General features: G+C 36.9%; 28 protein-coding genes, 1 tRNA gene and 1 riboswitch. Of the genes, 25 read left to right on the top strand and 4 right to left on the bottom strand.

Annotated elements, in window-relative coordinates; all coding sequences use genetic code 11:
* Positions 1-5: 5 nt before the first annotated feature.
* The 3 genes from HMPREF2728_RS01580 to HMPREF2728_RS01570 form a co-directional block, all read right to left on the bottom strand.
* Positions 6-77, bottom strand: a tRNA-Arg gene (locus HMPREF2728_RS01580).
* Between the two features lie 107 nt (positions 78-184).
* The gene (gene mscL, locus HMPREF2728_RS01575; RefSeq protein ID WP_049526579.1) at positions 185-565 is read right to left on the bottom strand and encodes a large conductance mechanosensitive channel protein MscL; all 381 of its coding nucleotides are present in this window, start codon (positions 563-565) and stop codon (positions 185-187) included.
* A gap of 71 nt (positions 566-636) precedes the next feature.
* Positions 637-1,071, bottom strand: a complete 435-nt coding sequence (locus tag HMPREF2728_RS01570; protein WP_049526581.1) for a GtrA family protein — start codon at positions 1,069-1,071, stop codon at positions 637-639.
* A 28-nt stretch (positions 1,072-1,099) separates the two neighbouring features.
* A riboswitch (PreQ1 riboswitch) is annotated at positions 1,100-1,197 on the top strand.
* On the opposite strand from HMPREF2728_RS01570, the gene HMPREF2728_RS01565 reads away from it, so the two are divergent.
* The 11 genes from HMPREF2728_RS01565 (at position 1,195) to HMPREF2728_RS01515 (ending at position 11,154) form a co-directional block, all read left to right on the top strand.
* Positions 1,195-1,704, top strand: coding sequence for a QueT transporter family protein (locus HMPREF2728_RS01565; RefSeq protein ID WP_075226873.1), 510 nt, complete (start codon positions 1,195-1,197; stop codon positions 1,702-1,704). Its footprint overlaps the riboswitch before it by 3 nt.
* Before the next feature lie 120 nt (positions 1,705-1,824).
* Positions 1,825-2,238 carry a hypothetical protein gene (locus HMPREF2728_RS01560; RefSeq protein WP_075226872.1) on the top strand — a complete coding sequence of 138 codons (414 nt, stop codon included), beginning with the start codon at positions 1,825-1,827 and terminating at the stop codon, positions 2,236-2,238.
* Between the two features lie 66 nt (positions 2,239-2,304).
* Complete coding sequence (locus HMPREF2728_RS01555; RefSeq protein ID WP_075226871.1) at positions 2,305-2,952, top strand: hypothetical protein; 648 nt, start codon at positions 2,305-2,307, stop codon at positions 2,950-2,952.
* 71 nt (positions 2,953-3,023) lie between these two features.
* Positions 3,024-3,821 carry a formate/nitrite transporter family protein gene (locus HMPREF2728_RS01550; RefSeq protein WP_075226870.1) on the top strand — a complete coding sequence of 266 codons (798 nt, stop codon included), beginning with the start codon at positions 3,024-3,026 and terminating at the stop codon, positions 3,819-3,821.
* 390 nt (positions 3,822-4,211) lie between these two features.
* A complete protein-coding gene (locus HMPREF2728_RS01545; protein ID WP_075226869.1) occupies positions 4,212-5,009 on the top strand; it encodes a formate/nitrite transporter family protein in 798 nt (265 codons plus the stop codon).
* A gap of 80 nt (positions 5,010-5,089) precedes the next feature.
* Positions 5,090-6,364 carry a DUF2130 domain-containing protein gene (locus HMPREF2728_RS01540; protein ID WP_075226868.1) on the top strand — a complete coding sequence of 425 codons (1,275 nt, stop codon included), beginning with the start codon at positions 5,090-5,092 and terminating at the stop codon, positions 6,362-6,364.
* Between the two features lie 3 nt (positions 6,365-6,367).
* The gene (locus tag HMPREF2728_RS01535) at positions 6,368-7,171 is read left to right on the top strand and encodes an alpha/beta fold hydrolase (protein ID WP_075226867.1); all 804 of its coding nucleotides are present in this window, start codon (positions 6,368-6,370) and stop codon (positions 7,169-7,171) included.
* A 3-nt stretch (positions 7,172-7,174) separates the two neighbouring features.
* A complete protein-coding gene (truB, locus tag HMPREF2728_RS01530; RefSeq protein WP_075226866.1) occupies positions 7,175-8,053 on the top strand; it encodes a tRNA pseudouridine(55) synthase TruB in 879 nt (292 codons plus the stop codon).
* A 176-nt stretch (positions 8,054-8,229) separates the two neighbouring features.
* Positions 8,230-8,721 (top strand): chromosome segregation protein RocS, encoded by a 492-nt coding sequence (gene rocS, locus HMPREF2728_RS01525; RefSeq protein ID WP_000021254.1) that lies wholly within the window; start codon positions 8,230-8,232, stop codon positions 8,719-8,721.
* 70 nt (positions 8,722-8,791) lie between these two features.
* A complete protein-coding gene (locus HMPREF2728_RS01520; RefSeq protein WP_075226865.1) occupies positions 8,792-9,382 on the top strand; it encodes a 3'-5' exonuclease in 591 nt (196 codons plus the stop codon).
* Positions 9,383-9,390: 8 nt separating this feature from the next.
* Entirely contained in the window at positions 9,391-11,154 is a 1,764-nt protein-coding gene (locus tag HMPREF2728_RS01515; RefSeq protein WP_075226864.1) for a glycerophosphoryl diester phosphodiesterase membrane domain-containing protein, read from the top strand.
* 46 nt (positions 11,155-11,200) lie between these two features.
* On the opposite strand, the gene HMPREF2728_RS01510 is transcribed toward HMPREF2728_RS01515, so the two are convergent.
* Positions 11,201-11,500, bottom strand: coding sequence for a YbaB/EbfC family nucleoid-associated protein (locus tag HMPREF2728_RS01510; RefSeq protein ID WP_000981533.1), 300 nt, complete (start codon positions 11,498-11,500; stop codon positions 11,201-11,203).
* A gap of 182 nt (positions 11,501-11,682) precedes the next feature.
* On the opposite strand from HMPREF2728_RS01510, the gene efeO reads away from it, so the two are divergent.
* The 14 genes from efeO (at position 11,683) to HMPREF2728_RS01440 (ending at position 24,963) form a co-directional block, all read left to right on the top strand.
* Entirely contained in the window at positions 11,683-12,555 is an 873-nt protein-coding gene (gene efeO, locus HMPREF2728_RS01505; protein ID WP_075226863.1) for an iron uptake system protein EfeO, read from the top strand.
* A 5-nt stretch (positions 12,556-12,560) separates the two neighbouring features.
* Positions 12,561-13,775 carry an iron uptake transporter deferrochelatase/peroxidase subunit gene (gene efeB, locus HMPREF2728_RS01500; RefSeq protein WP_075226862.1) on the top strand — a complete coding sequence of 405 codons (1,215 nt, stop codon included), beginning with the start codon at positions 12,561-12,563 and terminating at the stop codon, positions 13,773-13,775.
* Positions 13,750-15,438 (top strand): FTR1 family iron permease, encoded by a 1,689-nt coding sequence (locus HMPREF2728_RS01495; protein ID WP_075226861.1) that lies wholly within the window; start codon positions 13,750-13,752, stop codon positions 15,436-15,438. The genes efeB and HMPREF2728_RS01495 overlap by 26 nt, the downstream gene beginning before the upstream one ends.
* A complete protein-coding gene (gene tatC / locus HMPREF2728_RS01490; protein WP_075226860.1) occupies positions 15,438-16,169 on the top strand; it encodes a twin-arginine translocase subunit TatC in 732 nt (243 codons plus the stop codon). Before HMPREF2728_RS01495 ends, tatC begins: the two co-directional genes overlap by 1 nt.
* The gene (locus HMPREF2728_RS01485; protein ID WP_000512114.1) at positions 16,153-16,320 is read left to right on the top strand and encodes a twin-arginine translocase TatA/TatE family subunit; all 168 of its coding nucleotides are present in this window, start codon (positions 16,153-16,155) and stop codon (positions 16,318-16,320) included. Before tatC ends, HMPREF2728_RS01485 begins: the two co-directional genes overlap by 17 nt.
* Positions 16,321-16,657: 337 nt before the next feature.
* A complete protein-coding gene (locus tag HMPREF2728_RS01480; protein WP_006151754.1) occupies positions 16,658-17,365 on the top strand; it encodes an IspD/TarI family cytidylyltransferase in 708 nt (235 codons plus the stop codon).
* A 4-nt stretch (positions 17,366-17,369) separates the two neighbouring features.
* Positions 17,370-18,392 (top strand): ribitol-5-phosphate dehydrogenase, encoded by a 1,023-nt coding sequence (locus HMPREF2728_RS01475; RefSeq protein ID WP_045763477.1) that lies wholly within the window; start codon positions 17,370-17,372, stop codon positions 18,390-18,392.
* Positions 18,393-18,404: 12 nt separating this feature from the next.
* On the top strand, positions 18,405-19,274 hold the full coding sequence (locus HMPREF2728_RS01470; RefSeq protein WP_075226934.1) for a choline/ethanolamine kinase family protein: 870 nt from the start codon (positions 18,405-18,407) through the stop codon (positions 19,272-19,274).
* Positions 19,264-20,142, top strand: coding sequence for a DMT family transporter (locus tag HMPREF2728_RS01465; RefSeq protein ID WP_075226859.1), 879 nt, complete (start codon positions 19,264-19,266; stop codon positions 20,140-20,142). The genes HMPREF2728_RS01470 and HMPREF2728_RS01465 overlap by 11 nt, the downstream gene beginning before the upstream one ends.
* Positions 20,143-20,154: 12 nt before the next feature.
* Positions 20,155-20,844 carry a CTP--phosphocholine cytidylyltransferase gene (locus HMPREF2728_RS01460; protein WP_045763476.1) on the top strand — a complete coding sequence of 230 codons (690 nt, stop codon included), beginning with the start codon at positions 20,155-20,157 and terminating at the stop codon, positions 20,842-20,844.
* Between the two features lie 250 nt (positions 20,845-21,094).
* Positions 21,095-21,895 (top strand): dihydroorotate dehydrogenase electron transfer subunit, encoded by an 801-nt coding sequence (locus HMPREF2728_RS01455; RefSeq protein WP_075226858.1) that lies wholly within the window; start codon positions 21,095-21,097, stop codon positions 21,893-21,895.
* Positions 21,858-22,844 (top strand): dihydroorotate dehydrogenase, encoded by a 987-nt coding sequence (locus HMPREF2728_RS01450; protein WP_083280536.1) that lies wholly within the window; start codon positions 21,858-21,860, stop codon positions 22,842-22,844. The genes HMPREF2728_RS01455 and HMPREF2728_RS01450 overlap by 38 nt, the downstream gene beginning before the upstream one ends.
* Positions 22,845-22,909: 65 nt before the next feature.
* Entirely contained in the window at positions 22,910-23,821 is a 912-nt protein-coding gene (locus HMPREF2728_RS01445; RefSeq protein WP_075226856.1) for a bifunctional riboflavin kinase/FAD synthetase, read from the top strand.
* Between the two features lie 173 nt (positions 23,822-23,994).
* Entirely contained in the window at positions 23,995-24,963 is a 969-nt protein-coding gene (locus HMPREF2728_RS01440; protein WP_075226855.1) for a hypothetical protein, read from the top strand.
* The last annotated feature ends 219 nt before the right edge of the window (positions 24,964-25,182 follow it).

The following is a 25,182-nucleotide window of genomic DNA, read 5'->3' as shown; positions in this document are numbered from 1 at the left end:
ATCAATCCACCCTGAGGGAATCGAACCCCCATCTCAAGAACCGGAATCTTACGTGATATCCATTACACTAAGGGTGGAAACTTTAATTATTATATCAAAAAAGAGAGCTGAACTCAAGTTTTTTCTAAGCTCAGTAAAAGGAGAATAAAAAAGGATTCAGTATTGAACCGAATCCTCTATATGATTATTTTTTCTCAAGAAGAGCTTTGATTTCTTGAAGAACTTCCAACTCAGTTGGACCAGCAGGTGCTTCTTCAACAACCTCTTCTTTTTTAGTAAGGCTTTGAGCTTTTTCCATAGCTTTAATCACAAAGAATAGAACAGTACCAACTACAAGGAAGTTGATAACAGCACTCAAGAATTTACCATATGTAACACCATTCCATGCAAGCTCAGCGATGTTTTGTACTTTCGCAGCTTCCAAGGCTGGGTTCAATAGGAGTGGAGTGATGATATCATTAACAAATGAAGTAACGATAGCACCAAAAGCAGAAGCGATGATCACACCGACAGCAAGGTCTACAACGTTACCGCGGAGTAAAAATTCTTTAAGATCTTTTAACATTTTCTTTTTCCTTTCGAAATTTTTACAATCCAAATTATAACTTAATCATCTGTTGAATGCAAGAAATATGCTTAGTGTTTTTTAAAAACAAAAACTTTACTGAAGATGTAATTGAGGACTATGATAGTAACTTGTGCAAAAATAGTCTCAATTGTATTGATAGTATTGAGATTATCACCTACAAACTGACCGATAATATGGGGGAAACTCGTCACAAAAATAAAGGTTAGAAGCAGGTCTAAGAGGAAGGTAATGAATCTTGCGGTCGTAAATTTTATCAGACGCTTGAACCAATTTTTTCGTTTTTGTTTAAAAACAATGGTATCATTGGTGAAAAAAGCAAACAAAATTCCAGCTATATTTCCCAGAGCAGTCGCCCATAATTCTTGTTGGAAAAAGTAAAAAATAGTGATACGAACAATGATAGAAACAAGTGTAGTTGCAACTCCAAAAAATAAGTAGGAGAGGATTTCATTGTCGAAAAATTTTTTTATGTATCTTTTCATAAAAACAGTATAGCATAAAGGACATAAATGTGCTATACTTGAAAGGTTGACTTGCTCAACCCTTGGTGCTTAGCTTCTTTCACCAAGCATATTTTACGCGGGTTAATCGCTAAAGGAGAAAACATGAAAAAACTAACTGTCCGTGATTTGGCAGATATTGCCATTGTCGCAGCCATTTATGTGGTTTTGACAATCACACCACCCCTTAATGCTATCAGTTACGGTGCTTATCAGTTCCGTATTTCTGAAATGATGAATTTCCTTGCCTTTTACAATCCTAAGTACATTATCGGTGTTACTCTTGGATGTATGATTGCAAATTTCTTCAGTTTTGGAATCATCGACGTCGCAGTTGGTGGGGGCTCTACGCTTGTCTTCCTAAGTTTAGGCGTATGGTTGTTTAGCAAATATAGTAAAGACTATCTTTTTAATGGATTGATTCGTAAAGATCATTTCTTCTTTTCAATTCTTTTTTCGATTTCAATGATCACCATTGCTACTGAATTGAACATCGTAGCAGAAGCACCTTTCTTCTTAACTTGGTTTACAACTGCTATCGGAGAATTCGCTTCACTCATTGTTGGTGCTATTCTTATCGGAAAAATCGGTAAACGACTTGATTTGACTAGATAAAGATATCTTATCAACCATTCGTAAAAGGGGCTGAACTTTGTTCAGTCTTTTTCTTATTTTTCTATAGCCCCAGACTCTCAACAAAAGTGGTATAATAAAGAAAAAAGGGATTATTTTAATATGTATAGTTATCGTATTTCAGTTTTTGAAGTCCTTTGGAAAAATCAGGTCATTAGATTTTTGTTAATTTTTTTAGCACTATTTTATTTCTATCTTTTTTTCCAAAGAGTTAAGACATCCTTAAAAAGTGGTGGGAGTATGTTGGATCCTTTTCATATTGCAAAGGGAAGATTATACATTCACACGATTATTCTTTTTAGAAAAAGGATTGTTCCTCTAGCTGAAATTAGACAGATTGATATTGATTACGTTCGAGGGAGAAGAATGAATGGGGACAGGTATCATCTGTACTTTACAAGGAAAGATGGAAAATCTTTTACTTTTCATTTTGGAAAAAGCAAAAGAAACGAGGAGTTAGTGAAAAATCTTGCCAATGTGGCCAAGAAGTGCCATATTAAAATCTATTATTATTAAGAGTCGATTGCTAAAATTGAATTGTTGTCACTTGTGACAATTGTCAAAGCCAGGAGAGTAGCTAATATGCTTCAACTACAAGTAATAAGAGAAGATAATCAACTGAGAATTTTATTGATGCAAGAATGCGATATTCTCTTTTATGACCAGTTAAAAGAGGTTGAATTTTCTCAGAACAATGAAGTTTATTCTCTTTCGCCCATAGCCTTTGCTAAAGACGGTAGTGGGGGAGAATATGTAATTCTTGAGGATGAGAGTATCGGCTTTATAGGGAGTGAAGGCCAAGTTGGGAGAGTGGCAGAAAGCCTTGATGACCTGCTTACCTTCTTACTTCATGCTGGTTCTATCTCAGACTTTTCCTGTCGTTTGCTCTATCAAAACAAGCATTTGTTGGAAAAATTCAGTCAGGGATTTATCGACAAAGCACGAGAAAATTATCAGTCAAAAGGTGAAGATTGGGATAAAGTGAGAACTGGACTTGCACAAGAGTTGGGACTTGAATTTGATCCAGAAAAACTGCAAGAGTTAGCCTTAAAATTTTATCAATCAGCTATAAGAACTCCTCTATTCACTTGCAAATATAGTCATGGGGAGGATGAATATGTTTGTGATTCTATTTTGTCAGATATTGTGGGCTTGTGGGTTTCAGAGATAGTAGGGATGTCGACAGAAGAAATTGAAGCTTTTGCTAGCACTAAAAACATTCAAATCTAAAGGGCATAAATTTATTTCCTCTTAAAATATTTTATGTTATAATATTAACAATGATATTTTAAGGAGTTTATATGAGTTCGTCAGAATTTATTTCGAAGATAGATTATTATTGTCATAAGAAAGAAAGTCTTTTTGATCAGAGTAAGTTTAAATATGCTATACGTTCAATGTTTGCAGGTGCCTTTTTAACCTTTAGCACCGCTGCAGGTGCGATTGGTGCAGATCTACTCAATAGCATTGTTCCAAGTGCTGGTTATTTCCTATTTCCCTTTGTATTTGCATGGGGACTTGCCTATATCGTTTTCTTGAATGCCGAGTTGGTTACCTCAAATATGATGTACTTGACAGCTGGAACATTTTTGAAGAAGATTGATTGGAAAAAAGCCTTTATCATTTTACTCTATTGTGCCTTTTTCAACTTAGTTGGCGCTCTGTTAGCAGGTTGGTGCTTTGCTAATTCATCGGCTTTTTCACACCTGACACACGATAGTTATCTTCCAAAGATTGTAGCCAAGAAGTTGGCACGACCTAGTGAGTTGGTCTTGTTGGAAGGGATTTTGGCAAATATGTTCGTAAATATTGCCATTCTATCTTCAATTTTGGTTAAGGATAGCAATGCCAAACTCTGGATTATCTTGTCAGCTATTTCTATGTTTGTCTTCTTATCTAACGAGCATATTGCAGCCAATTTTTCGTCTTTTAGTATTATTAAATTTAGTATTGTAGCTGATCAAATTGCTAATTTTGATATTCCAAATATCCTCCGTCATTGGAGTGTTACCTTCATTGCTAACTTGATTGGTGGAGGATTCTTGATAGGTTTACCATACGCTTATCTTAATAAAAATGAAGAGACTTATGTTGATTAGCACTTAGCTTTTACTAAATAAAATGAAAATCAATAATAGAGGAGGTCGGGACTAAAAATCCAGACCTCGATTTTTTTGTCCAAAGAAGCTTTTGATAAAAACGTTATTTTCTCTGTCTATAAATTCAAACAAATTATTAGTGCATGGATTTTAGCTGAAAACTAAAGAGACTCTTTTGTACATTCATATAGAACAAAATAAAAACATATAGTAAATATATAGAGTAGAGAATTTGAAAATAAAGAGTTGAAAACATTAAATATGCTGATACAAAGCAAATGGAAACGATTGCTAAAAATGATAAAAATATTGTAAATAGAATTAAGAAAGCCTTCCCATAACTTCGATTTTATGTTATAATATTCACAAATAAAAGTTTTAGGAGTTTATATGGTTTCTTCAGAATTTATCTCAAAAATTGAGTTTGCTTGTAAGAAAAAGGAAAGTCTTTACAGTCAAAGTAAATTCAAGTATGCTATCCGTTCAATGTTTGCTGGTGCATTCTTAACATTTAGTACAGCAGCTGGTGCAGTTGGAGCTGACTTGATTAATAAGATTGCTCCTGGTAGTGGACGTTTCCTCTTCCCATTTGTTTTCGCTTGGGGATTGGCTTACATTGTCTTCTTGAATGCTGAATTGGTAACATCTAACATGATGTTCTTGACAGCTGGTAGCTTTTTGAAAAAGATTAGCTGGAGAAAAACAGCTGAAATTCTTCTATACTGTACTTTCTTCAACTTAGTCGGTGCTCTTATAGCAGGTTGGGGATTCGCCCATTCAGCAGCTTATGCAAACCTAACACATGATAGCTTTATTTCTGGAGTTGTGGAAATGAAGTTGGGCCGTTCAAATGAACTAGTCTTGCTTGAAGCTATCTTGGCTAATGTCTTTGTAAATATCGCAATTCTTTCATTTGTTTTAGTAAAAGATGGTGGTGCTAAACTTTGGTTGGTTCTTTCAGCTATTTACATGTTTGTATTCTTAACAAATGAACACATCGCCGCAAACTTTGCATCATTTGCTATCGTGAAATTCAGTGTTGCTGCTGATTCAATCGCAAACTTCGGTATTGGAAATATTCTTCGTCACTGGGGTGTAACCTTCATTGGTAACTTTATTGGTGGTGGTCTACTGATGGGATTACCTTACGCCTTCTTAAACAAAAACGAAGATACATACGTAGATTAAAAGTTGGATTCATTCCAACTTTTTCTTTTTGTTTATCCATGCTATAATGAATGTAGAATAGATAAATATAGAGGAATAACATGAACGAGATTAAATGTCCCAATTGTGGCGAAGTATTTACAGTTAATGAAAGCCAATATGCAGAACTACTTTCTCAAGTTCGAACTGTAGAGTTTGATAAGGAATTGCATGAGCGAATCAAGCAAGAATTGACATTGGTGGAACAAAAAGCCTTAAATGAACAACAGGCAAAACTGGCTCAAAAAGATCAAGAAATTGCCCAGCTTCAAAGTCAAATTAACAACTTTGATACAGAAAAAGAATTGGCTAAGAAAGAGGTAGAGCAAAGTGCTAGTCAAAGCTTGCTAGAGAAAGAAAAAGAAGTCCAAGCTCTCGAAAATCAATTGGCTACCCTGCGCTTGGAGCATGAAAATCAACTACAAAAAACTCTTTCTGATCTTGAAAAAGAACGCGATCAGGTCAAAAATCAGCTCCTTTTACAAGAAAAAGAAAACGAACTTTCTCTTGCTTCGGTGAAACAAAACTACGAAGCCCAGCTCAAGGCAGCTAGTGAGCAGGTTGAATTTTACAAGAATTTCAAGGCCCAACAATCAACCAAGGCAATCGGTGAAAGTTTGGAACACTATGCAGAAAGTGAGTTTAACAAGGTCCGTAGTTTTGCCTTTCCAAATGCCTACTTTGAGAAGGACAATAAGGTTTCAGCACGTGGTTCTAAGGGCGATTTTATCTTCCGTGATTTTGATGAAAATGGACTAGAATTCATTTCCATCATGTTTGAGATGAAAAATGAAGCTGATGGTACTGAGAAGAAGCATAAGAATGCGGATTTTTACAAGGAATTGGACAAGGATCGTCGTGAGAAGAACTGTGAGTATGCAGTTTTGGTAAGTATGCTTGAGGCTGATAACGACTACTTCAATACAGGGATTGTCGATGTTAGCCACGAGTATGAGAAGATGTATGTCATTCGTCCCCAGTTCTTTATTCAGTTGATTGGTCTCTTGCGCAATGCTGCACTGAATTCTCTCAAATACAAGCAGGAATTGGCTTTGGTTCGCGAGCAAAATATTGACATTACGCATTTTGAGGAAGACTTGGATGCCTTCAAGGTTGCCTTTGCAAAGAATTACAATTCAGCTTCTGTCAACTTCGGCAAGGCCATCGATGAGATTGATAAAGCCATTAAGCGTATGGAAGAGGTCAAGAAATTCCTAACAACATCAGAAAACCAACTCCGACTAGCTAATAACAAGCTGGATGATGTTTCGGTTAAAAAATTGACTCGCAAAAATCCAACCATGAAGGCTAAGTTTGAAGCGTTGAGGGGGGAATAGTTTTTGTACTCAGCAAAGAGCAAAACCTTGTCTATAAATGGAAAAACTATGGATTATGTGACCTTTGGTAAAGGAAAGAAGTCTCTCGTTATCATACCAGGATTGGGTGATGGATTACAGACGGTTAAAGGTATGGCTATGCCTTTTTCAATCACATACCGTATACTTGCCGAACGTTACAAAATTTATGTTTTTTCTCGAATCAATGAGTTGAGGCAGAACTATACGACACGGGATATGGCAGCAGATGTAGCAGAAGCAATGGAGACACTAAACCTAGATGCCGCTTATGTTATGGGGATTTCACAAGGTGGAATGATTGCTCAATGGCTAGCTGCAAACTTCCCAGAAAAGGTTGAAAAGCTAGTTTTGGCTGTTACAACTGCAAAACTAAATAATCTAGGTAGGGAGAGAATTAGTTGCTGGCTAAACCTGAGTCAGTCAGGTATTTATAAAGATCTGATGATTGATATTGCTCGCCACTCTTACACGACTAAATCCTTTGGAGAATTTAAATACCTTTATCGAATAATGGGAATCTTTGGTCATATTAAAGATAAACAACGTATTGATATTCAGGCTGTATCTTGTTTGAAACATGATAGTCTAGCTTTTTTGGAAAAAATCAACTGCCCTACGTTAATCATTGGAGCAGAAAAAGATGATGTTCTTGGCGTAGATGGTTCGCTTGGATTGCAACAGCATATTAAAGGGAGTCAACTGCTTATTTTGCCAGGGTGTGGGCATGCGCTCTATGAACAGAATAATGATTTCCAAAAGAGAGTTTTAGTATTTTTAGAAAGTTAATAAATGAACGGTATTATCAACTTAAAAAAAGAAGCGGGGATGACCTCGCATGATGCGGTTTTTAAACTGCGTAAGATTTTAGGAACTAAGAAAATCGGTCATGGAGGAACTCTAGACCCTGATGTTGTGGGCGTTTTACCCATTGCTGTAGGGAAGGCGACTCGTATGGTGGAGTTTATGCAGGACGAAGGTAAGATTTACGAGGGTGAAATTACTCTAGGATATTCTACAACAACCGAGGATGCTAGTGGTGAGGTGGTTGCTGAGACACCAGTATTGTCTCCCTTAGATGAAAAGCTTGTTGATCAAGCGATTTCTGGCCTTACAGGACCTATCAAACAAGTTCCTCCTATGTACTCCGCTGTCAAGGTCAATGGGCGCAAACTTTATGAATATGCGCGTGCTGGTCAGGAAGTCGAGCGTCCAGAACGTCAGGTGACGATTTATAGTTTCGAACGAACAAGTTCCATTTTCTATGAAAATAATCTGGCTCGATTTACCTTCCGTGTAAAATGTAGCAAAGGGACTTATATCCGGACCTTGTCAGTTGACTTGGGAGAAAAACTTGGCTATGCAGCTCATATGTCTCATTTAACACGAACAAGCGCTGCGGGCTTGCAGTTAGATAATGCTTTGACCTTGAATGAAATTGAGGAAAAGGTTCAAGCTGGTGAGTTAGACTTTCTTCATCCCTTAGAGATTGGGACAGGTGACTTGGTTAAGGTTTATTTGACCCCAGAACAGGCAGAAGAAGTGCGTTTTGGTCGCTTTATTGAATTGGAACAAACCGAGAAGGAATTGGCTGGTTTTGAAGGTGATAAGTTATTAGCCATTTTAGAGAAACGGGATACTCTTTATAAACCAAGAAAGGTTTTCAATTGATTAGAGCTGGTGGCAAAATTGTAAACTAATGTTTAGTTTAAAAAAGCTGAAAGACAATTTAGTTTAGAAGAGAAATTGTTTTGAAAAAGGGTTGAAAACACGGTGATATTTGACAGTTTTGCTTGCTTATGATAATATTTAAATAAAGAAAAGCTAGAAAACTTTCAGAGGATATTATGAGTATTGAGATGACTGTTAGTGAGATTGCTGAGGTCTTGGGCTTGTCCCGCCAAGCAATCAATAACCGTGTCAAGGAATTACCTGAAGAAGATACGACTAAAAATGATAAAGGAGTCACCGTGGTAACTCGCAGTGGCTTGATTAAGCTTGAAGAAATCTACAAAAAAACTATTTTTGAAGATGAACCTGTTAGTGATGATGTGAAGCAACGTGAGTTGATGGAGATTCTTGTTGATGAAAAGAACGCTGAAATCATCCGTCTTTATGAGCAATTAAAAGCCAAAGACAAACAGTTAGCTGAAAAAGATGAACAGATGCGTGTCAAAGACCGTCAAATCGCAGAAAAAGATAAGCAATTGGATCAACAACAACAGTTAACCCTACAAGCCATGAAGGACCAAGAAAACCTTCAGTTGGAGTTGGATCAGGCTAAGCAAGAAGTACAAGCAACGAAGAAAGGCTTCTTTGCTCGCTTATTTGGAGGATAAGAAAAAACTGCTTGGTTTCTAGGTATAACCAATTAGTTTCTTTTTACACATACAGTAAGGAATGGATAAGATGGAAAAATTAAGAGATTACATTTCATTTGATTTGGAATTTAATGAACACCAAGATAAAACTCACTTGATTCAGGTATCTGCTGTCCGTTTTAAAGATGGTGAAGAAATTGGAGCTTTTGACTCTTATGTTCATACAGATGTACCATTGAAAAGTTTTATCAATGGTTTAACGGGTATCACTTCTGAAACCTTGAAAGATGCTCCGATGGTGGAGGAAGTTCTTAAGAATTTTCAAGACTTTGTGGGTGAGTTACCCCTTGTTGGTTATAATGCAGCCAAGAGTGATTTACCGATTTTGTTGGAACATGGTTTGGATTATAGTAGCCAATATCTAGTCGATCTCTATGATGAAGCTTTTGAGCGACGTAGTTCTGATCTTCATGGTATTGCCAATCTCAAGTTACAGACTGTGGCTAAATTTCTAGGATTCAAGGGCCAATCTCATAACAGTTTAGAGGATGCGCGAATGACTGCGCGTGTTTATGAAGCTTTCCTAGAATCTGATGAAAGTAGAATCTTACTGGACTCCAAGAGTAGTCTAAACTCTAATCCTTTCGGTGGTTTAGATTTATCACAGCTGTTTGATTAGGAGGTTTTATGAAACCTGAAAAACCTAAAAAATTGGGATTTAAAAAGATTTACCTGAATCTGGATAAAATCCTCTTTCTATTTTTTCTAATCTTCATGCTGGTAGATTATATTTGGTTGCCCCTGAACTCATTGATAGCTGGTTTTTTACTAAATCAGACGGGCTATTTGTTTATTTCCTATAACAATATTTTTGAAATTTTAAAACATGCGCCTTTAGTAAGCTTTGGTTTTTTAATCTTAATAGCCATTAACCTTTTAGTGGCTTATTTTCAAATTAGTCTCCTCTTCATTGGGGCTCGACATCTTCTCTATCATGAAAAACGAACCTTGATTGAGTATAGTCGCAAGGTCTTTCGTGAAAGTATAGCCTTCATGAAACGTCTGACTCTTTCCAAGGCCTTGTTTATCTTCGTTTATATTGCTATGATTTTTCCGTTTATCAGGAAGATTTTTAAAATTTATTATTTTAATAAAATAGTGATACCTGAGTTTATTCAGACCTACATGGAAGACAAATACTGGATGTGGTGGATTGGTATTATCATTTTGTCAATCCTCTTCCTATGCGTTTCTGTTAAGTTGGTTTTTGTTTTGCCAAAAATTTTTTTTGAAAAGATGACGGTTAAGGAAGCAGTGGTTTACAGTTTAGAAAAAACCAGAAATCATTTTTGGTTTTACGCTTGGCATCTCTTTCTCATTGTTGTCAAAACAAATCTTTTCTTTTATTTACCTTTAATTCCTCTATTGATGATCCAGTCTTTAGCAGATGGTCTTACACATCGAGAATCTTTAATTCTTGCTATTTCGAACTATATATTGATTAAAAATATCCACTATATGGCTTTGACTTACTTCTTGGTTAAGTTTACCTCCTTTTTAACTGGTGAGGAGTTGGATATTATGCCAAGACGAAAGAAAGATCATATCATGAGATGGGGTGTAATGGGGTGCGCCAGTGTCTTCTTTGCGATTGAGGGTTATGTTTATTTAGAAGCACCTGTAGTCAATCCTCCACTTGTTATCTCTCACAGAGGAGTTTCTAATGGGAATGGTGTCCAAAATACAGTTGAATCCTTAGAAAAAACAGCTCAGTTAAAACCAGATTTAGTTGAGATGGATGTGCAGGAAACCAAGGATGGTCAGTTTGTCATGATGCATGATGCTAACCTAAAAAGTTTAGCAGGATTAAATGTAACACCGCAAGACTTAACTTTAGATGAGTTGAAGCAATTAGATATTTATGAAAATGGTTATCAGACCAAAATATCTAGCTTTGATGATTATATAAATCGTGCCAATGACCTTCATCAGAAATTGCTGATCGAAATAAAAACAAGTCGAAAAGATAGTGCTCAAATGATGGATCATTTTCTAGATCAATATGGGGCAAAGATCAAAGTCTATGGGCATCAGATGCAATCTTTGGATTATCATGTTATTGAAAAAGTAACTCAGTATGATAAGGAAATTCCGGTCTATTTCATTCTGCCCTACAATTCCGTTTTTCCAAGAACGAATGCAACAGGCTATACCATGGAATATTCTACCTTAGATGAATATTTTGTAACCAAGCTTTGGAATACAAAACAAAAACTCTATGTATGGACAATCAATAGTTCGGAATCCTTTGATAAGTCCCTACGCTTGGGAGTTGATGGTATGATAACAGATGATCTAGAAAGAATTAAAAAAGAGCTTGAGACCGCTCAGGAAGATCCTGAATATACGGACTTGCTTCTCAAGAAAGCAGCAGAAATATTTACTTTCTAGGTAAGACAAAAGAGGCTGAATTGAACATCAGCCTCTTTTTATGCTATTAGAATGGTAATTTACCAGCAAAAGCACCTAGTTTCTTTTTAGTTGCTTCATCAATTTGTTCAAGAGCAGCATTGACTGCTTGAACAGTCATATCTGATAGAGTTTCAATATCTTCTGGGTCAACAACTGCTGGATTGAAATCAATTTTTGTAACTTTCTTGTCTCCTGTTAGTGTGGCAGTTACAAGGTTTTGAGCAGAAGTTCCAACAAATTCTGTAGCAGCAAGTTCAGCCTGACTTTGCTCCATTTGTTTTTGAAGTTTTTGAGCTTGACGCATCATGTTTTGCATATTCATCATGGTGGTATATAGCTTCCTTTTCTATTATTTTCCCTATTATTTTAACAATTTTAACTAGAAAAGTCTATTCTAATTTTAAAGGAGCAAACATTAAATTTTCTGACAATTTATTGAATAATTAGAAAAACTATGATATAATAAATTTAAAAAATGGGATTCCCATGATTTAATAGGAGCGTTATATGAAAAAACTTGGTTTTATCCTTTTATCTTCGGCATTGTTGTTATCTGCTTGTGCAGTTCGTTTTGAACAATCGTCAACTACAAGTGATTCATCTCAGGTTGCAAAATTTTCAGAAGATAACCAAAAACTATTGGATCAGGCAACTAGTGACTACAAAACATTTGTAGAAGAACAGATTGATAAACTATTGACGGATACAGAAGGTTTTGTTCAACTATTGAAGGATGGTAAGCTAGAAGAAGCTAAAAAGGCCTACCCTTTAATCCGTATGTCTTATGAACGTTCAGAGCCGATTGCAGAGAGCTTTGGAGAATCTGATGTGAAGATTGATTTTCGATTAGCAGACTACTTAGATGAAAACAAGACCGAAGAAGGTTGGTCTGGTTTCCACCGTATCGAGCGCATTCTTTGGGAGGAAAACACAACCAAAGGAACTGAGTCTTATGGTGACCAACTGGTAAATGACATCAAGGAATTGAAGGCTAAGATTGCGACTGTAGATGTTGATTACAAGATTATGCTAACTGGGGCTGTCGATCTTCTAAATGAAGTAGCGACAAGTAAGATTACTGGCGAAGAGGAGATTTATTCTCATACAGATTTGTATGATTTCCGAGCAAATATCCAAGGTGCTGAAAAGATTTTCCAACTCTTTAAACCCTTGCTTGAAAAATCAGATGCAGCCTTGGTTAAGGAGTTAGAGGAAGATTTCAAATCAGTCAATAGTTTGTTAGACAAACACATGACGGACAAGGAACACTATAAGCTCTATACAGACTTAACGAAAGAAGATACCAAAGAATTGTCTGAAGCAGTAACAAAACTTGGTGAACCATTATCACAAATGGGTAAATTTCTTGGTGGAGAATAAGTAATATGACAAACAAAGGCGAAAAATTTTTTGAACAAAAAATGGACCGTCGAGAATTTCTAAAAAAAGCAGGTATCGGAGGGGCTGGTCTCGCACTTGGTCTCTCCGGTGCTTCTGCTTTTTTCACACCTAAGCTTGATGGTCAGGAGAAAATCTCGTACGGGGATGAAAAGATAGCCTTCTATGGCAAACACCAAGCTGGCATTACAACTGTTATGCAGAAAAACATTTATTTTGTGGTTTTAGATTTGCATACAACCGACAAAGAGAAAATCATCCAGCTATTTAAAGATTGGACGGATTATAGTGCCAAACTTGTAGAAGGAGAATTGGTTAAAAAAGATGGTAACAATAGCCTCTTACCTCCAAGTGATACTGGAGAAACAGTTGGGCTTAATCCTCATCGTTTAACCCTGACCTTCGGAGTTTCGGCTAGCTTCCTAGAAAAGATGAAACTAGAGAATAAACGTCCAACACTCTTTAGAGATTTACCTCCATTTCCAAAGGAACAATTACGAGAAAAGTACACGGGAGGAGATATAGTTATCCAAGCTTGTGCTGATGATGAGCAAGTTGCCTTTCATGCCATACGCAACCTTATCCGAAAAGGAAGAAATGCCGTTACTCTTCGTTGGAGTCAATCTGGTTTTGCGGCTATCGGTAATCGTATGGAAACACCTCGGAATCTATTTGGTTTTAAAGACGGGACTGCTAATGTTACCACTGAGAAAGAATTTGATCAGGTTGTTTGGGCTGACAGTAAGGATTGGATGGAAAATGGTTCCTACATGGCAGTTCGTCGCATCCAGATGTTCCTTGATACTTGGGACCGAACCAATCTGGAGGAGCAAGAAAATACCTTTGGGCGCTATAAGGAAAGTGGAGCTCCTTTTGGTAAGAAAAACGAATTTGATGAGGTAGACTTGAGTCTTCTTCCTGACGATTCTCATGTTCGCTTAGCAAAAGAAGTAGATAAACCTCTCCTGCGTCGCTCTTATTCTTATTCTGATGGCATAGATGAAAAGACTGGTCAGTTTGACACTGGTTTACTCTTTATCTCCTTCCAAAAGGATCCAGATAGCTTTGTTAAGGTGCAGACCAATCTAGGGGCTACGGATAAAATGAATGAGTACGTTACCCATATAGGCAGTGGTCTTTTTGCCTGCTTTGGTGGAGTGGAGAAGGGAGGTTACATTGGGCAGAAATTATTGGAATCTTAAAGGTATTATCCTCCTATTTGCTTGTTTCTTTCTGTTGATTTTTCCGGTAGGTGCTAAGGAAAATTTGAGTCCCTACTTTGTGAAAATAACTGATGCGACTAAAGCTGTTAAAGAAGGAAAACAAAATCAGGCAAGAAAACTAATCGATGAAATGACCAAAGATTTCGAGAAAGTCGAGAATTCTAACTCTGAAGCAGGACGTCAAGTTCAAGAAAAGTTAGCCTTAGCTGGTGATATTACTGAAGACCAGTTAACTCAGATTTCTTTAGCCCTTTTGACATTTGAGAAAGAGCAAAATCCAGTCGACCTAGATGCAGAAAAAGAGAAACTTGTTTCACGATTAGAACCTCGTTTTGAAGCCTTAGACAAGGCAATTGCTTCTCAAGATCTGGAAGCAGTAAGAGAAGCCTATAAAAAAATGAATTCAACCTGGACCATCAATGAAGCAGTGGTTCGCGACCATAGTACAGCTCATTATGGGCAAGTGGAAATAGCAATTTCCTTCCTGCGTAGTAGCATTGAGACTGAACCAACGAACTTTGATACTATTCAGGCATCCTTTGATGATTTGAAAAAAGCCATTTCTAACTTTGTTGAAGGTACAGAAGTTGCGACGACATCTTCGAATCTGACCCTGAAGGATGGGATAGAACTTTTAAAGAAGGCTTTGACCCAATTTCAAGCTGGTCAAGATAGTGATGCTGCTGCAACCATGAAGGAGTTTATTACTATTTGGCCCACCATCGAGGGTTCTGTAAGTACAACCAATCCTTCGCTTTATACCAAGGTTGAAAGTGAAAGTCCTGTCATCATGGTTAAGGGAAAGGATAGTGAATATCAAGAAAAGCTTTCTAGCTTGATTGCAGAGCTATCTCAAATTGATACTAGCGCTTCCTATAATGCATTTGACGCCATGCTCATCTTGCTCCGAGAAGGTGTAGAAGCCCTCTTGATTGTCATGGCGCTTGTGACAACTTTGAAAGCTGCTAAGATGAGAAAGGGCCTCAAGTGGGTCTATGGTGGTGCATTTGCGGGAATAGTGGCCAGTCTTTTAATTGCCTATATCCTACAGATTGCTTTTCCGGCAGTCACCTCAGGAACTAACCGTGAAATCATCGAAGGTGCAGTCGGGATTTTTGCGGTAGCAATGATGATTCTCATCGGTATTTGGCTTCATAGCAAATCTTCTGTTAAAAAATGGAATGCTTTTATGGAATCGCAGATGCAAACTGTCACGAAAACAGGATCTTTTCTTTCTATGTTTGCTCTCAGTTTTCTAGCCGTATTTCGTGAAGGTGCTGAGACGATTTTATTCTATGTGGGGATTCTGCCAAGGCTTTCTAGTTTTGATTTTGTCCTTGGAATTTCTCTGGCCCTCTTAGTTTTAATCGTGATTGCTTTTGTGATGAACAAGGCTAGTCAATTTTTCCTACCTCATAAGGTTTTCTTTATCCTGACTTGGATGATTTATGCCTTAGCCTTTAAGATGATGGGAGTCAGTATCCATGCCTTACAGTTGACAAATATGATTCCAAACCATCTGATCTCAGGAATACCAAGTATTGATATATTGGGAATTTATCCTAGCTGGGAAAGTTTGGCAGGACAGGCTCTCTTTATCTTCGTGGTGATTCTTGTTACCATTAGACAGGGTGAAAAATGATGGATCAAAAGGAATTGACAATTATTGAACATTTGGTAGAATTTAGAAAGAGATTGCTAGCAGTAGTTGTTTGCTTCTTTCTAGTATTCTGCGTTTCACTATTATTTGCTGATCAGGTTTATCAATTTATCACACAAGGCTTTAGTCAGAAGTTGATTGTCTTAGGGCCGAATGATATTTTATGGATTTATCTCCGTTTAGCAAGTTTAATGGCCTTTAGCCTTACCTTACCTTTTACGGTCTATCAAGTCTGGAGTTTTGTTCGACCAGCACTTAAAACTGAAGAAGCAGGAGCGATTTTTGCTTATATCCCTGCAACTTTCCTTTGTTTTATCTTGGGATTAGCCTTTGGCTTTTATTTTGTCACACCAGCTATACTTCAGGTTTTACTGGGACTAGGTGAAAACTTATTTGAAACGCAGCTGACAGCACAAAATTATCTAGCTTTTGTCTTTCAAACAACTCTACCACTAGCGTTTATCTTTGAATTGCCAGTTATCATTGCTTTTTTAACCTCAATTGGTTTGATTGGGCCTGGCCTACTCGTTGCTTATAGACGTCATGCCTACTTCATTTTATTGATATTGGCTGTTATATTGACACCTGCCGATTTTATTAGCGATTTAGCGATGACTGTTCCTTTAATCTTATTGTATGAGGTTAGTATCGCTATTAGTAAATGGATTTTTAAGAAAAAAAGGAAAGGAGAAAAAGATGGGAATCTTACGTGATATTGGTGCACCAGGCTTGATAGTCATTGTCCTTGGAGCATTGTTGATTTTTGGACCAAAACGCTTACCAGAGCTAGGTGAATCAGTAGGAAAAATGCTTGCTGAGTTTAAGAAAGCTGTTAAGGGAATCGGTGAGCAAGAAGAAAAATAAACCGAATCTTGTTGAATGGAGTTGAGAATTGTTGGATTGGAGTTATCTCTGGAAACAATTTCAACTCTTTTTATCTAGTTTAAGGTTTCTTTAAGTTTTCTATACTATTCTGAAGAACTCTATATTAATAAGATTGACTAGATCTTGGTAGGAGAAATGAGCCAATCATTTGTATTTTTTAAAAGAAAATTTACTAGGAAGAAATAATGTTCAGATTATGGTTTACAAAAGAGCGTTTTCTAGGCATAAAGTCTTTGTATTTCTTTCAAGATAGAGCCAGATTGTGATATAATAGTTAACAATAAGTTTTTTTAGAATGAACTAAAGGAGTATAAAAATGATCTACGCTGGAATTTTGGCGGGTGGCACTGGCACGCGCATGGGGATCAGTAATTTGCCAAAACAATTTCTAGAGTTGGGAGACCGCCCAATCTTAATTCACACTATTGAAAAATTTGTTTTGGAACCAAGTATTGAAAAGATTGTAGTTGGAGTCCATGGAGACTGGGTTACACACGCAGAAGATTTAGTTGAAAAATTCCTTCCGCTTCATAAGGATCGTATCATCATCACAAAAGGTGGTGCTGATCGTAATTCTAGTATTGAAAAGATTATTGAAGCTATTGATGCTTATCGTCCAATCACGGAAGATGATATCGTAGTCACACATGACTCAGTTCGTCCATTTATCACACTTCGAATGATTCAAGATAATATCGCTTTAGCACAAAATCATGATGCAGTGGATACAGTAGTAGAAGCAGTTGATACCATCGTTGAAAGTACAAACGGTCAGTTTATCACAGATATTCCAAATCGTGCTCATCTCTATCAAGGGCAAACTCCTCAAACCTTCCGTTGTAAAGACTTTATTGATTTGTATGGTTCTTTATCAGCAGAAGAAAAAGAAATTTTAACTGATGCATGTAAAATCTTTGTCATTAAGGGTAAAGATGTTGCCTTGGCAAAAGGTGAATACTCAAATCTAAAAATCACAACAGTTACAGACTTGAAGATTGCTAAAAGCATGATTGAGAAAGACTAAAAACATGATTAATCAAATTTATCAACTGACAAAACCAAAGTTTATCAATATCAAATATCAAGAAGAAGAGATTGATCAAGAGAATCATATCCTTATTCGACCAAACTTTATGGCGGTTTGTCATGCGGATCAACGTTACTATCAAGGAAAACGTGATCCCAAAATATTATCTAAAAAGCTTCCAATGGCTATGATTCACGAGTCTTGTGGGACTGTTATTTCTGATCCCACAGGTACCTACAAAGTTGGCCAGAAGGTTGTCATGATTCCCAATCAACCACCTATGCAGAGTGATGAGGAATTTTATGAAAACTATATGACAGGAACTTATTTCTTATCTAGTGGTTATGATGGCTTTATGCGAGAATTCGTTTCTCTACCTAAGGATCGTGTGGTAGCTTACGAGGACATCGAAGATACAGTAGCTGCCATTACTGAGTTTGTCAGTGTGGGTATGCACGCCATGAATCGTTTCTTGACAGTTTCTCACAGCAGACGTCAGCGTATTGCAGTTATTGGTGATGGAAGTTTAGCTTTTGTCATGGCAAATATTATCAACTATACCTTGCCTGAATCTGAGATTATTGTTATTGGTCGTCATTGGGAGAAATTAGAACTCTTCTCCTTTGCTAAGGAGCTTTACATTACGGATAGTATTCCAGAAGACCTTAGTTTTGACCATGGTTTCGAATGTTGTGGTGGTGATGGCTGCGGACCTGCAATTAATGATCTCATTCGTTACATCAAACCACAGGGAACCATTTTGATGATGGGTGTTAGTGAGTACAAGGTAAATATCAATACTCGAGATTCCCTCGAAAAAGGTTTATTGTTAGTAGGTTCTTCGCGTTCAGGACGTGTTGACTTCGAAAAAGCTATCCAAATGATGGAGATTAAGAGATTTGCCAATCGTTTGAAAAATATCATTTATTTAGAAGAACCAGTCAGAGAAATCAAAGATATTCACCGAGTTTTTGCAACTGACTTAAATACCGCATTTAAGACAGTCTTTAAGTGGGAAGTATAATGGAGGATGATTGTGGAAAAAAACATTAAGGAAAAACTTACCTCTTTACTATCAACTGATGAAGATATTCTGAGCGTTGAACAATTAGGTGGTATGACCAATCAAAACTACTTGGTCAAAACAAGCTCAAACCAATATATTGTTAAGTTTTTCGGAAAAGGTACAGATAAACTAATCGATCGCCAGAATGAGAAGTTCAATCTTGAATTGTTGAAAGATTTGAAATTAGATGTAGAAAATTATCTTTTCGATATTGAAGCAGGAATTAAGGTTAATCAATACATTGAAAATGCTGAGACACTTGATTCAACTATCATTAAAACCAAATTTGAAAAGATTGCACCAATTCTACAAACCATTCACGCTTCTGGTAAAGAATTAAAAGGAGAGTTTGCTCCTTTTGAGGAAATCAAAAAATATGAATCTTTGATTCAAGGGGAGATTTCCTATCCGAACTATGAAACTGTCAGAAAGTTAGTATTTTCTCTGAAAGACCAACTTGAAGAAATTGGTATCGATAAGAAATCATGTCACATTGATTTGGTTCCTGAAAATTTCATAGAAGGACCAGATGGTCACCTTTATCTCATTGATTGGGAATATTCATCTATGAATGATCCCATGTGGGATTTAGCCGCCCTTTTCCTAGAATCAGAGTTTTCTTTAGAAGAGGAAGAAAACTTCCTTAGTCATTATGAGAGCGACAAGACTCCAGTTTCAAGAGAGAAAATTCGTATTTACAAAATCTTGCAAGATATCATTTGGAGTCTTTGGACTATTTACAAAGAAGAAAATGGTGCAGATTTTGGAGATTACGGAATCTCTCGTTACAATAGAGCAGTAAAAGAATTAGAGTCTGAAGGAGATTTAAATGAAAACTAAAAATGGAGTTTCTTTTGGGCTACTATCAGGTGTGTTCTGGGGATTAGGATTAACTATTAGTGCTTATATCTTTTCAATATTCACGGATTTATCGCCTTTTGTAGTAGCAGCAGCACACGATTTTCTAAGTATTTTTATCTTGCTAGGATATCTTCTCGTTAAAGAAGGGAAGGTACGTTTTTCAATCTTCTTGAACATTCGAAATGTCAGTGTCATCATTGGAGCCTTACTTGCTGGACCTATTGGTATGCAGGCTAATCTCTATGCGGTCAAGTATATCGGTAGTTCTTTGGCATCGTCGGTTTCAGCTATTTATCCTGCAGTATCTGTCATTCTCGCTTTCTTTTTCTTAAAGCATAAGGTTTCTAAGAATACAGTATTTGGAATCTTATTAATCATTGCAGGCATTATTGCTCAGACTTACAAGGTTGAACAAGTGAATTCCTTCTATATAGGAATACTCTGTGCCTTGATTTGTGCGCTTGCTTGGGGGAGTGAAAGTGTTTTAAGCTCTTTTGCTATGGAGAGTGAACTCAGTGAGCTAGAAGCTCTTTTGATACGACAAGTCACATCTTTCTTGTCCTATCTTGTCATTGTTCTCTTCTCACATCATTCATTTGCGGAAGTGGCAAATGGTCAATTGCTGGGGCTTTTGATTATCTTTGCAGCATTTAATATGATTTCTTATCTTGCCTACTACATTGCTATCAATCGATTGCAACCAGCAAAAGCTACTGGTCTAAATGTCAGTTATGTAGTATGGACTGTTTTGTTTGCAGCGATTTTCTTGGGCTCGCCCCTAAATTTACTAACCATCATTACTTCCCTTATCGTAATGGCTGGTGTTTATATTATCATTAAAGAATAAAGGAGAAAACGCGTGAAAGCGATCATCTTAGCAGCTGGATTGGGGACTCGTTTGAGACCTATGACAGAAAATACTCCCAAAGCCTTGGTTAAAGTCAATCAAAAACCTTTGGTTGAATATCAAATTGAATTTTTAAAAGAACGTGGTATTGATGATATTATCATCGTTGTAGGTTATTTAAAAGAACAGTTCGACTACCTCAAAGAGAAATACGGTGTTCGTTTGGTCTTCAATGATAAGTATGCTGATTACAACAACTTTTACTCTCTTTACTTGGTAAAAGAAGAGTTGGCTAATAGCTACGTTATCGATGCGGATAACTATCTTTTCAAGAATATGTTCCGTAATGATATCGAACGTTCAACTTACTTTAGTGTTTATCGTGAAGATTGTGACAATGAGTGGTTCCTAGTTTACGGAGATGACTACAAAGTTCAAGATATCATCGTCGATAGCAAAAACGGACGTATCTTGAGTGGAGTATCGTTCTGGGATGCTCCAACAGCTGAGAAGATTGTTGGATTTATAGACCAGGCCTATGCAAGTGGCGAATTTGTTGACCTATATTGGGACAACATGGTCAAAGACAACATTAAAAAATTAGATGTTTACGTAGAGGAATTGGAAGAAAACTCTATCTATGAAATTGATAGTGTTAAAGATTATCAAAAATTGGAGAAGATTCTCTCTTCACAAAAATAAGTAAACTAAAATACGTCTGACACCTTACCTATTTTTACTTGACTTTTCGCATTTGTTACAGTATACTGGTAAAAATTTAACCTTTAAGGGTAGTCCAGAGAGGCTCACAAGGTGTCAGATAGAAAATAGATTACACAAACTTCGAATAAACACAGTTTATTTGATTCTTTTCTGTAAGTATCTTACTGAAACCTTGCGATTGCAAGGTTTTTCTTTTTCTGAACCCCTTAAAATTTAAGGAGGAAAAGTTATGAATCCAAATTGTAAAAAACGCATGGGTGCTATTCGCTTGGAAACCATGAAAGTAGTGTCCCAAAAGGAAATAGCACCAGCAATCTTTGAACTCGTATTTCAAGGAGAAATGGTTGAAGCTATGAAAGCAGGACAATTTCTTCATTTACGAGTTCCTGATGATGCTCATCTCTTGCGGCGTCCGATTTCAATCTCGTCTATAGATAAGGCTAATAAACAATGCCATCTTATATATCGTATCGAAGGTTCTGGTACGGCAATTTTTTCAACCTTAAAAACAGGTGATAGCTTAGATGTCATGGGACCTCAAGGAAATGGATTTGATTTGTCTGATCTAGACAAGCAGAGTCATGTTCTCCTAGTCGGTGGTGGAATCGGTGTTCCGCCATTACTAGAAGTAGCGAAGCAACTGCATAAACGTGGTGTAAAAGTAACTTCTGTTCTAGGATTTGCTAGTAAAGAAGCTGTTATTCTAGAAAAGGAATTAGCTCAGTATGGTCAGGTCTTTGTAACGACTGATGATGGATCTTATGGTATTAAAGGAAATGTTTCGGTTGTGATTAAAGAATTGGAGAGTGAATTTGATGCCATCTACTCATGCGGTGCGCTTGGTATGATGAAATACATTAATCAAACATTTTACGACCATCCAAGAGCTTACCTATCCCTAGAATCCCGTATGGCTTGTGGCATGGGGGCTTGCTACGCTTGCGTATTGAAAGTACCAGATAGTGAAACAGTTAGTCAACGTGTGTGTGAAGATGGGCCTGTATTTAAAACAGGAACTGTTGTTTTATAAGGAGAGTGTCATGACTACAAATCGATTACAAGTCTCTCTACCAGGTTTAGAGTTAAAGAATCCTATCATTCCTGCATCAGGTTGTTTTGGCTTTGGTCAAGAATATGCCAAATACTATGATTTAGACATTTTAGGCTCTATCATGATTAAGGCAACTACACTTGAGCCGCGTTTTGGTAATCCTACTCCTCGAGTAGCAGAAACCCCTGCAGGTATGCTTAATGCTATTGGTCTACAAAATCCTGGTTTAGATGTCGTTCTGTCTGAAAAGTTACCTTGGCTTCAAAGAGAATATCCAAATCTCCCTATCATCGCCAATGTCGCAGGATTTTCAAAACAAGAGTACGCAGCCGTTTCTCATGGTATTTCCAAGGCAACTAACGTGAAAGCTATTGAGCTCAATATCTCTTGTCCTAACGTCGATCATGGAAATCATGGACTTTTAATTGGACAGGACCCTGAGTTGGCCTATGATGTGGTGAAGGCTGCCGTAGAAGCATCAGATGTGCCCGTTTACGTCAAATTAACCCCTAGTGTGACGGATATCGTGACGATTGCAAAAGCAGTAGAAGATGCTGGAGCTAGTGGTCTCACAATGATCAATACCCTTGTTGGGATGCGTTTTGACCTTAAAACCAGAAAGCCGATTATCGCAAATGGGACAGGTGGCATGTCTGGACCTGCTGTATTTCCTGTAGCCCTAAAACTAATCCGTCAAGTAGCTCAAACAACTAAGCTTCCAATCATTGGTATGGGAGGAGTGGATTCAGCTGAAGCGGCCTTAGAAATGTATCTTGCAGGTGCCTCAGCAATCGGTGTCGGAACAGCCAACTTTACAAATCCCTATGCTTGTCCTGATATTATCGAAAAACTACCAAAAGTCATGGATAAGTACGGGATCGAAAGTCTAGAAATGTTGCGAAAAGAAGTCAGAGAAAGTTTGCACTAAGTTTTATGTCCTGAATTCAGTCTAAATTGTTTTGAAAGCGCCATTTTTTTGGTATAATAAATACTATGATTATTACAGTACCTATTAAAACAGAAAAAGACATTGCAACACCAGGACCAAACGTCCTTGTACTAGGTTATTTTGATGGAGTTCATCTTGGACATCAAAAATTATTTGAAATAGCTTCTAACATTGCTGCTGAAAAGCGCCAGGGAGTAGCTCTAGTAACTTTTAACGAATCACCAAAACTAACTCTGAATCAATACTCACCTGAACACTTATTGCATATTTTGTATGCTAGTGAACGTGAACGTAGATTGAAGAGAGCTGGGGTTGAGAGTTTGTATTTGATGGATTTCACTAGTCGAGTAGCAAATATGACTGCCCAAGAATTCATTGATACCTATGTCAAGGAAGCAAAGGCAGATACGATTGTAGTTGGTTTTGACTATACTCTTGGTTCAGATAGAAAAACAGCTGAGGATTTAAAAGAACTCTTCCAAGGTGAAGTGGTTATTGTTCCACCAGTTGAGGATGAAAAGGGGAAAATTAGTTCAACGCGTATCCGCCAAGCCATTCTAGAAGGTGATGTAAAAGAAGCAGGCAAACTTTTGGGATTTCCTTTACCAACGAGAGGTGTAGTGGTTCACGGAAATGCTCGAGGTCGAACTATTGGCTTCCCGACAGCTAATTTAGTCAATTTGGATCGGACATATATGCCAGCTGATGGTGTTTATGCCGTTGACGTTGAAATTCAAAGAAAAGTCTATCGTGGTATGGCGAGTCTAGGTAAAAATGAAACCTTTGATGGCGAGGAAGAGCGTTTTGAAGTTCATATCTTTGATTTTTCTGACGATATCTATGGGGAAACTGTCATTGTTTCCTGGTTGGACCGTATCCGTGATATGGTAAAATTTGATAGCGTTGATCAATTGGTTAAGCAACTAGAAGAAGATGAAAAGATAGCTAGAAAATAAAATTTGAAATAATAGGAGAGTTTGAGATTATCTCAAGCTCTTTTTTGAAATATCATATATTATTTTTGATAAGCGCTTTCTTCCTTTGTTTAATAGCATTTGTGTTAAAGATTATTATTGAAATTTATAGGAATTTTTGCTATAATTTAATCATCAAACTAAAGGAGATTATGATGTTTAAAGAGAAAAGAAATAAAGGATTTATTTCAGGGCTTATCCTCTCATTAGTTTTCTTTGCTTTTTCTGCAGGAACTGTCTTCATGTGGAATCATCATCAACATCCAATGGATCCATTTTCAGACGACACACGGTCAGGTAAAGAAGTTACTATGACTGTCTATGATATCTATCCAGAAGTGGTTGGAGAAGTTGAAGGTGGAAGTGTTTTATATCTTGTGCAATATAGCAATGATGGTGATGGTAAATTTGCAGTTGTAGAGGCTAAAGAAAATGATAAAGAGATTCAAAAACTTATGGATCAAGCTGCAACTGAAACACTTATAGATAATCCAGCTACTCTAGTAGGTACACAGTTACAACCTCTAAGTAAAAATGTTAACAACAAATCTCGAAATAATAGAATTGTAGATTTGTCTGGCTTTCTTGACTCTATACTTGAACCTGATTCAACTGTTGCATTGAACATGAACTCAAGTGTCTATCTAAGTTTGACTGAACACTCAAAAGATGGCTTGTGGCATATCATAAGTGCTGCAATTTTTGGAGGAATTGGCCTAGTCACATTAGTGAGTGCCTTTCTTCTTCGTAAAAAATCTATCGCAGCTTTTGAAGAGCTTTATCAAGCCTATCCTGAATTGCAAGGAAATGTTGAAAATATGGCTGGTTTAGCAGAATTTTATGATGAAAATCTAAAAGTAATTCTTTATAAAAACCACCTCATCACTTACTATAAAGGAACGCAAGCTTTAGACCTAAGAGATGTTGAGCAACTTTATTTAGTCGAAACCAGAATTAACCGTTCCCTAATCACAAATAAAGTCTACCAGTTCTGCTATATCCGTAAGAATGGCAAGAAAAAACAGGATATGGTTTTGAAATCAACAAAAACAGTTCAAGAAGAGCTTGAAGAACTTTGGGATTTAATCTCAAATAAATTTCCAGAAATTCATATAGGAACTTAATAGCAAAGCATCGATTTTCGATGCTTTTTTAATATTTATTTAAGTGAATTACTATAAATTATCAAATCATTTTACTTTTATTACTTTGTAAAAAGTGGTACAATAAAAGGTAGGGTAAAATCCTATTTTTCCAAAATCCGAACATAAGGAGGGGATAATATGTTTTTTAGACGTCAGGAAGGACGATACAGAGAAACAGACCGAGTAACGAGGTATAAA

It is taken from the genome of Streptococcus sp. HMSC061D10 (assembly GCF_001808865.1).
GTDB lineage: Bacteria > Bacillota > Bacilli > Lactobacillales > Streptococcaceae > Streptococcus.
The sequence above is the reverse complement of the archived record's forward strand: the minus strand, read 5'-3'. Positions and strand labels throughout refer to the sequence as shown.

Coding starts and splice junctions, on each gene's coding strand:
- mscL (WP_049526579.1), bottom strand. CDS start 565: ATGTTAAAAGATCTTAAAGAATTTTTACTCCGCGGTAACGTTGTAGAC.
- HMPREF2728_RS01570 (WP_049526581.1), bottom strand. CDS start 1,071: ATGAAAAGATACATAAAAAAATTTTTCGACAATGAAATCCTCTCCTAC.
- HMPREF2728_RS01565 (WP_075226873.1), top strand. CDS start 1,195: ATGAAAAAACTAACTGTCCGTGATTTGGCAGATATTGCCATTGTCGCA.
- HMPREF2728_RS01560 (WP_075226872.1), top strand. CDS start 1,825: ATGTATAGTTATCGTATTTCAGTTTTTGAAGTCCTTTGGAAAAATCAG.
- HMPREF2728_RS01555 (WP_075226871.1), top strand. CDS start 2,305: ATGCTTCAACTACAAGTAATAAGAGAAGATAATCAACTGAGAATTTTA.
- HMPREF2728_RS01550 (WP_075226870.1), top strand. CDS start 3,024: ATGAGTTCGTCAGAATTTATTTCGAAGATAGATTATTATTGTCATAAG.
- HMPREF2728_RS01545 (WP_075226869.1), top strand. CDS start 4,212: ATGGTTTCTTCAGAATTTATCTCAAAAATTGAGTTTGCTTGTAAGAAA.
- HMPREF2728_RS01540 (WP_075226868.1), top strand. CDS start 5,090: ATGAACGAGATTAAATGTCCCAATTGTGGCGAAGTATTTACAGTTAAT.
- truB (WP_075226866.1), top strand. CDS start 7,175: ATGAACGGTATTATCAACTTAAAAAAAGAAGCGGGGATGACCTCGCAT.
- rocS (WP_000021254.1), top strand. CDS start 8,230: ATGAGTATTGAGATGACTGTTAGTGAGATTGCTGAGGTCTTGGGCTTG.
- HMPREF2728_RS01520 (WP_075226865.1), top strand. CDS start 8,792: ATGGAAAAATTAAGAGATTACATTTCATTTGATTTGGAATTTAATGAA.
- HMPREF2728_RS01515 (WP_075226864.1), top strand. CDS start 9,391: ATGAAACCTGAAAAACCTAAAAAATTGGGATTTAAAAAGATTTACCTG.
- HMPREF2728_RS01510 (WP_000981533.1), bottom strand. CDS start 11,500: ATGATGAATATGCAAAACATGATGCGTCAAGCTCAAAAACTTCAAAAA.
- efeO (WP_075226863.1), top strand. CDS start 11,683: ATGAAAAAACTTGGTTTTATCCTTTTATCTTCGGCATTGTTGTTATCT.
- efeB (WP_075226862.1), top strand. CDS start 12,561: ATGACAAACAAAGGCGAAAAATTTTTTGAACAAAAAATGGACCGTCGA.
- tatC (WP_075226860.1), top strand. CDS start 15,438: ATGGATCAAAAGGAATTGACAATTATTGAACATTTGGTAGAATTTAGA.
- HMPREF2728_RS01485 (WP_000512114.1), top strand. CDS start 16,153: ATGGGAATCTTACGTGATATTGGTGCACCAGGCTTGATAGTCATTGTC.
- HMPREF2728_RS01480 (WP_006151754.1), top strand. CDS start 16,658: ATGATCTACGCTGGAATTTTGGCGGGTGGCACTGGCACGCGCATGGGG.
- HMPREF2728_RS01475 (WP_045763477.1), top strand. CDS start 17,370: ATGATTAATCAAATTTATCAACTGACAAAACCAAAGTTTATCAATATC.
- HMPREF2728_RS01465 (WP_075226859.1), top strand. CDS start 19,264: ATGAAAACTAAAAATGGAGTTTCTTTTGGGCTACTATCAGGTGTGTTC.
- HMPREF2728_RS01455 (WP_075226858.1), top strand. CDS start 21,095: ATGAATCCAAATTGTAAAAAACGCATGGGTGCTATTCGCTTGGAAACC.
- HMPREF2728_RS01450 (WP_083280536.1), top strand. CDS start 21,858: ATGGGCCTGTATTTAAAACAGGAACTGTTGTTTTATAAGGAGAGTGTC.
- HMPREF2728_RS01445 (WP_075226856.1), top strand. CDS start 22,910: ATGATTATTACAGTACCTATTAAAACAGAAAAAGACATTGCAACACCA.
- HMPREF2728_RS01440 (WP_075226855.1), top strand. CDS start 23,995: ATGTTTAAAGAGAAAAGAAATAAAGGATTTATTTCAGGGCTTATCCTC.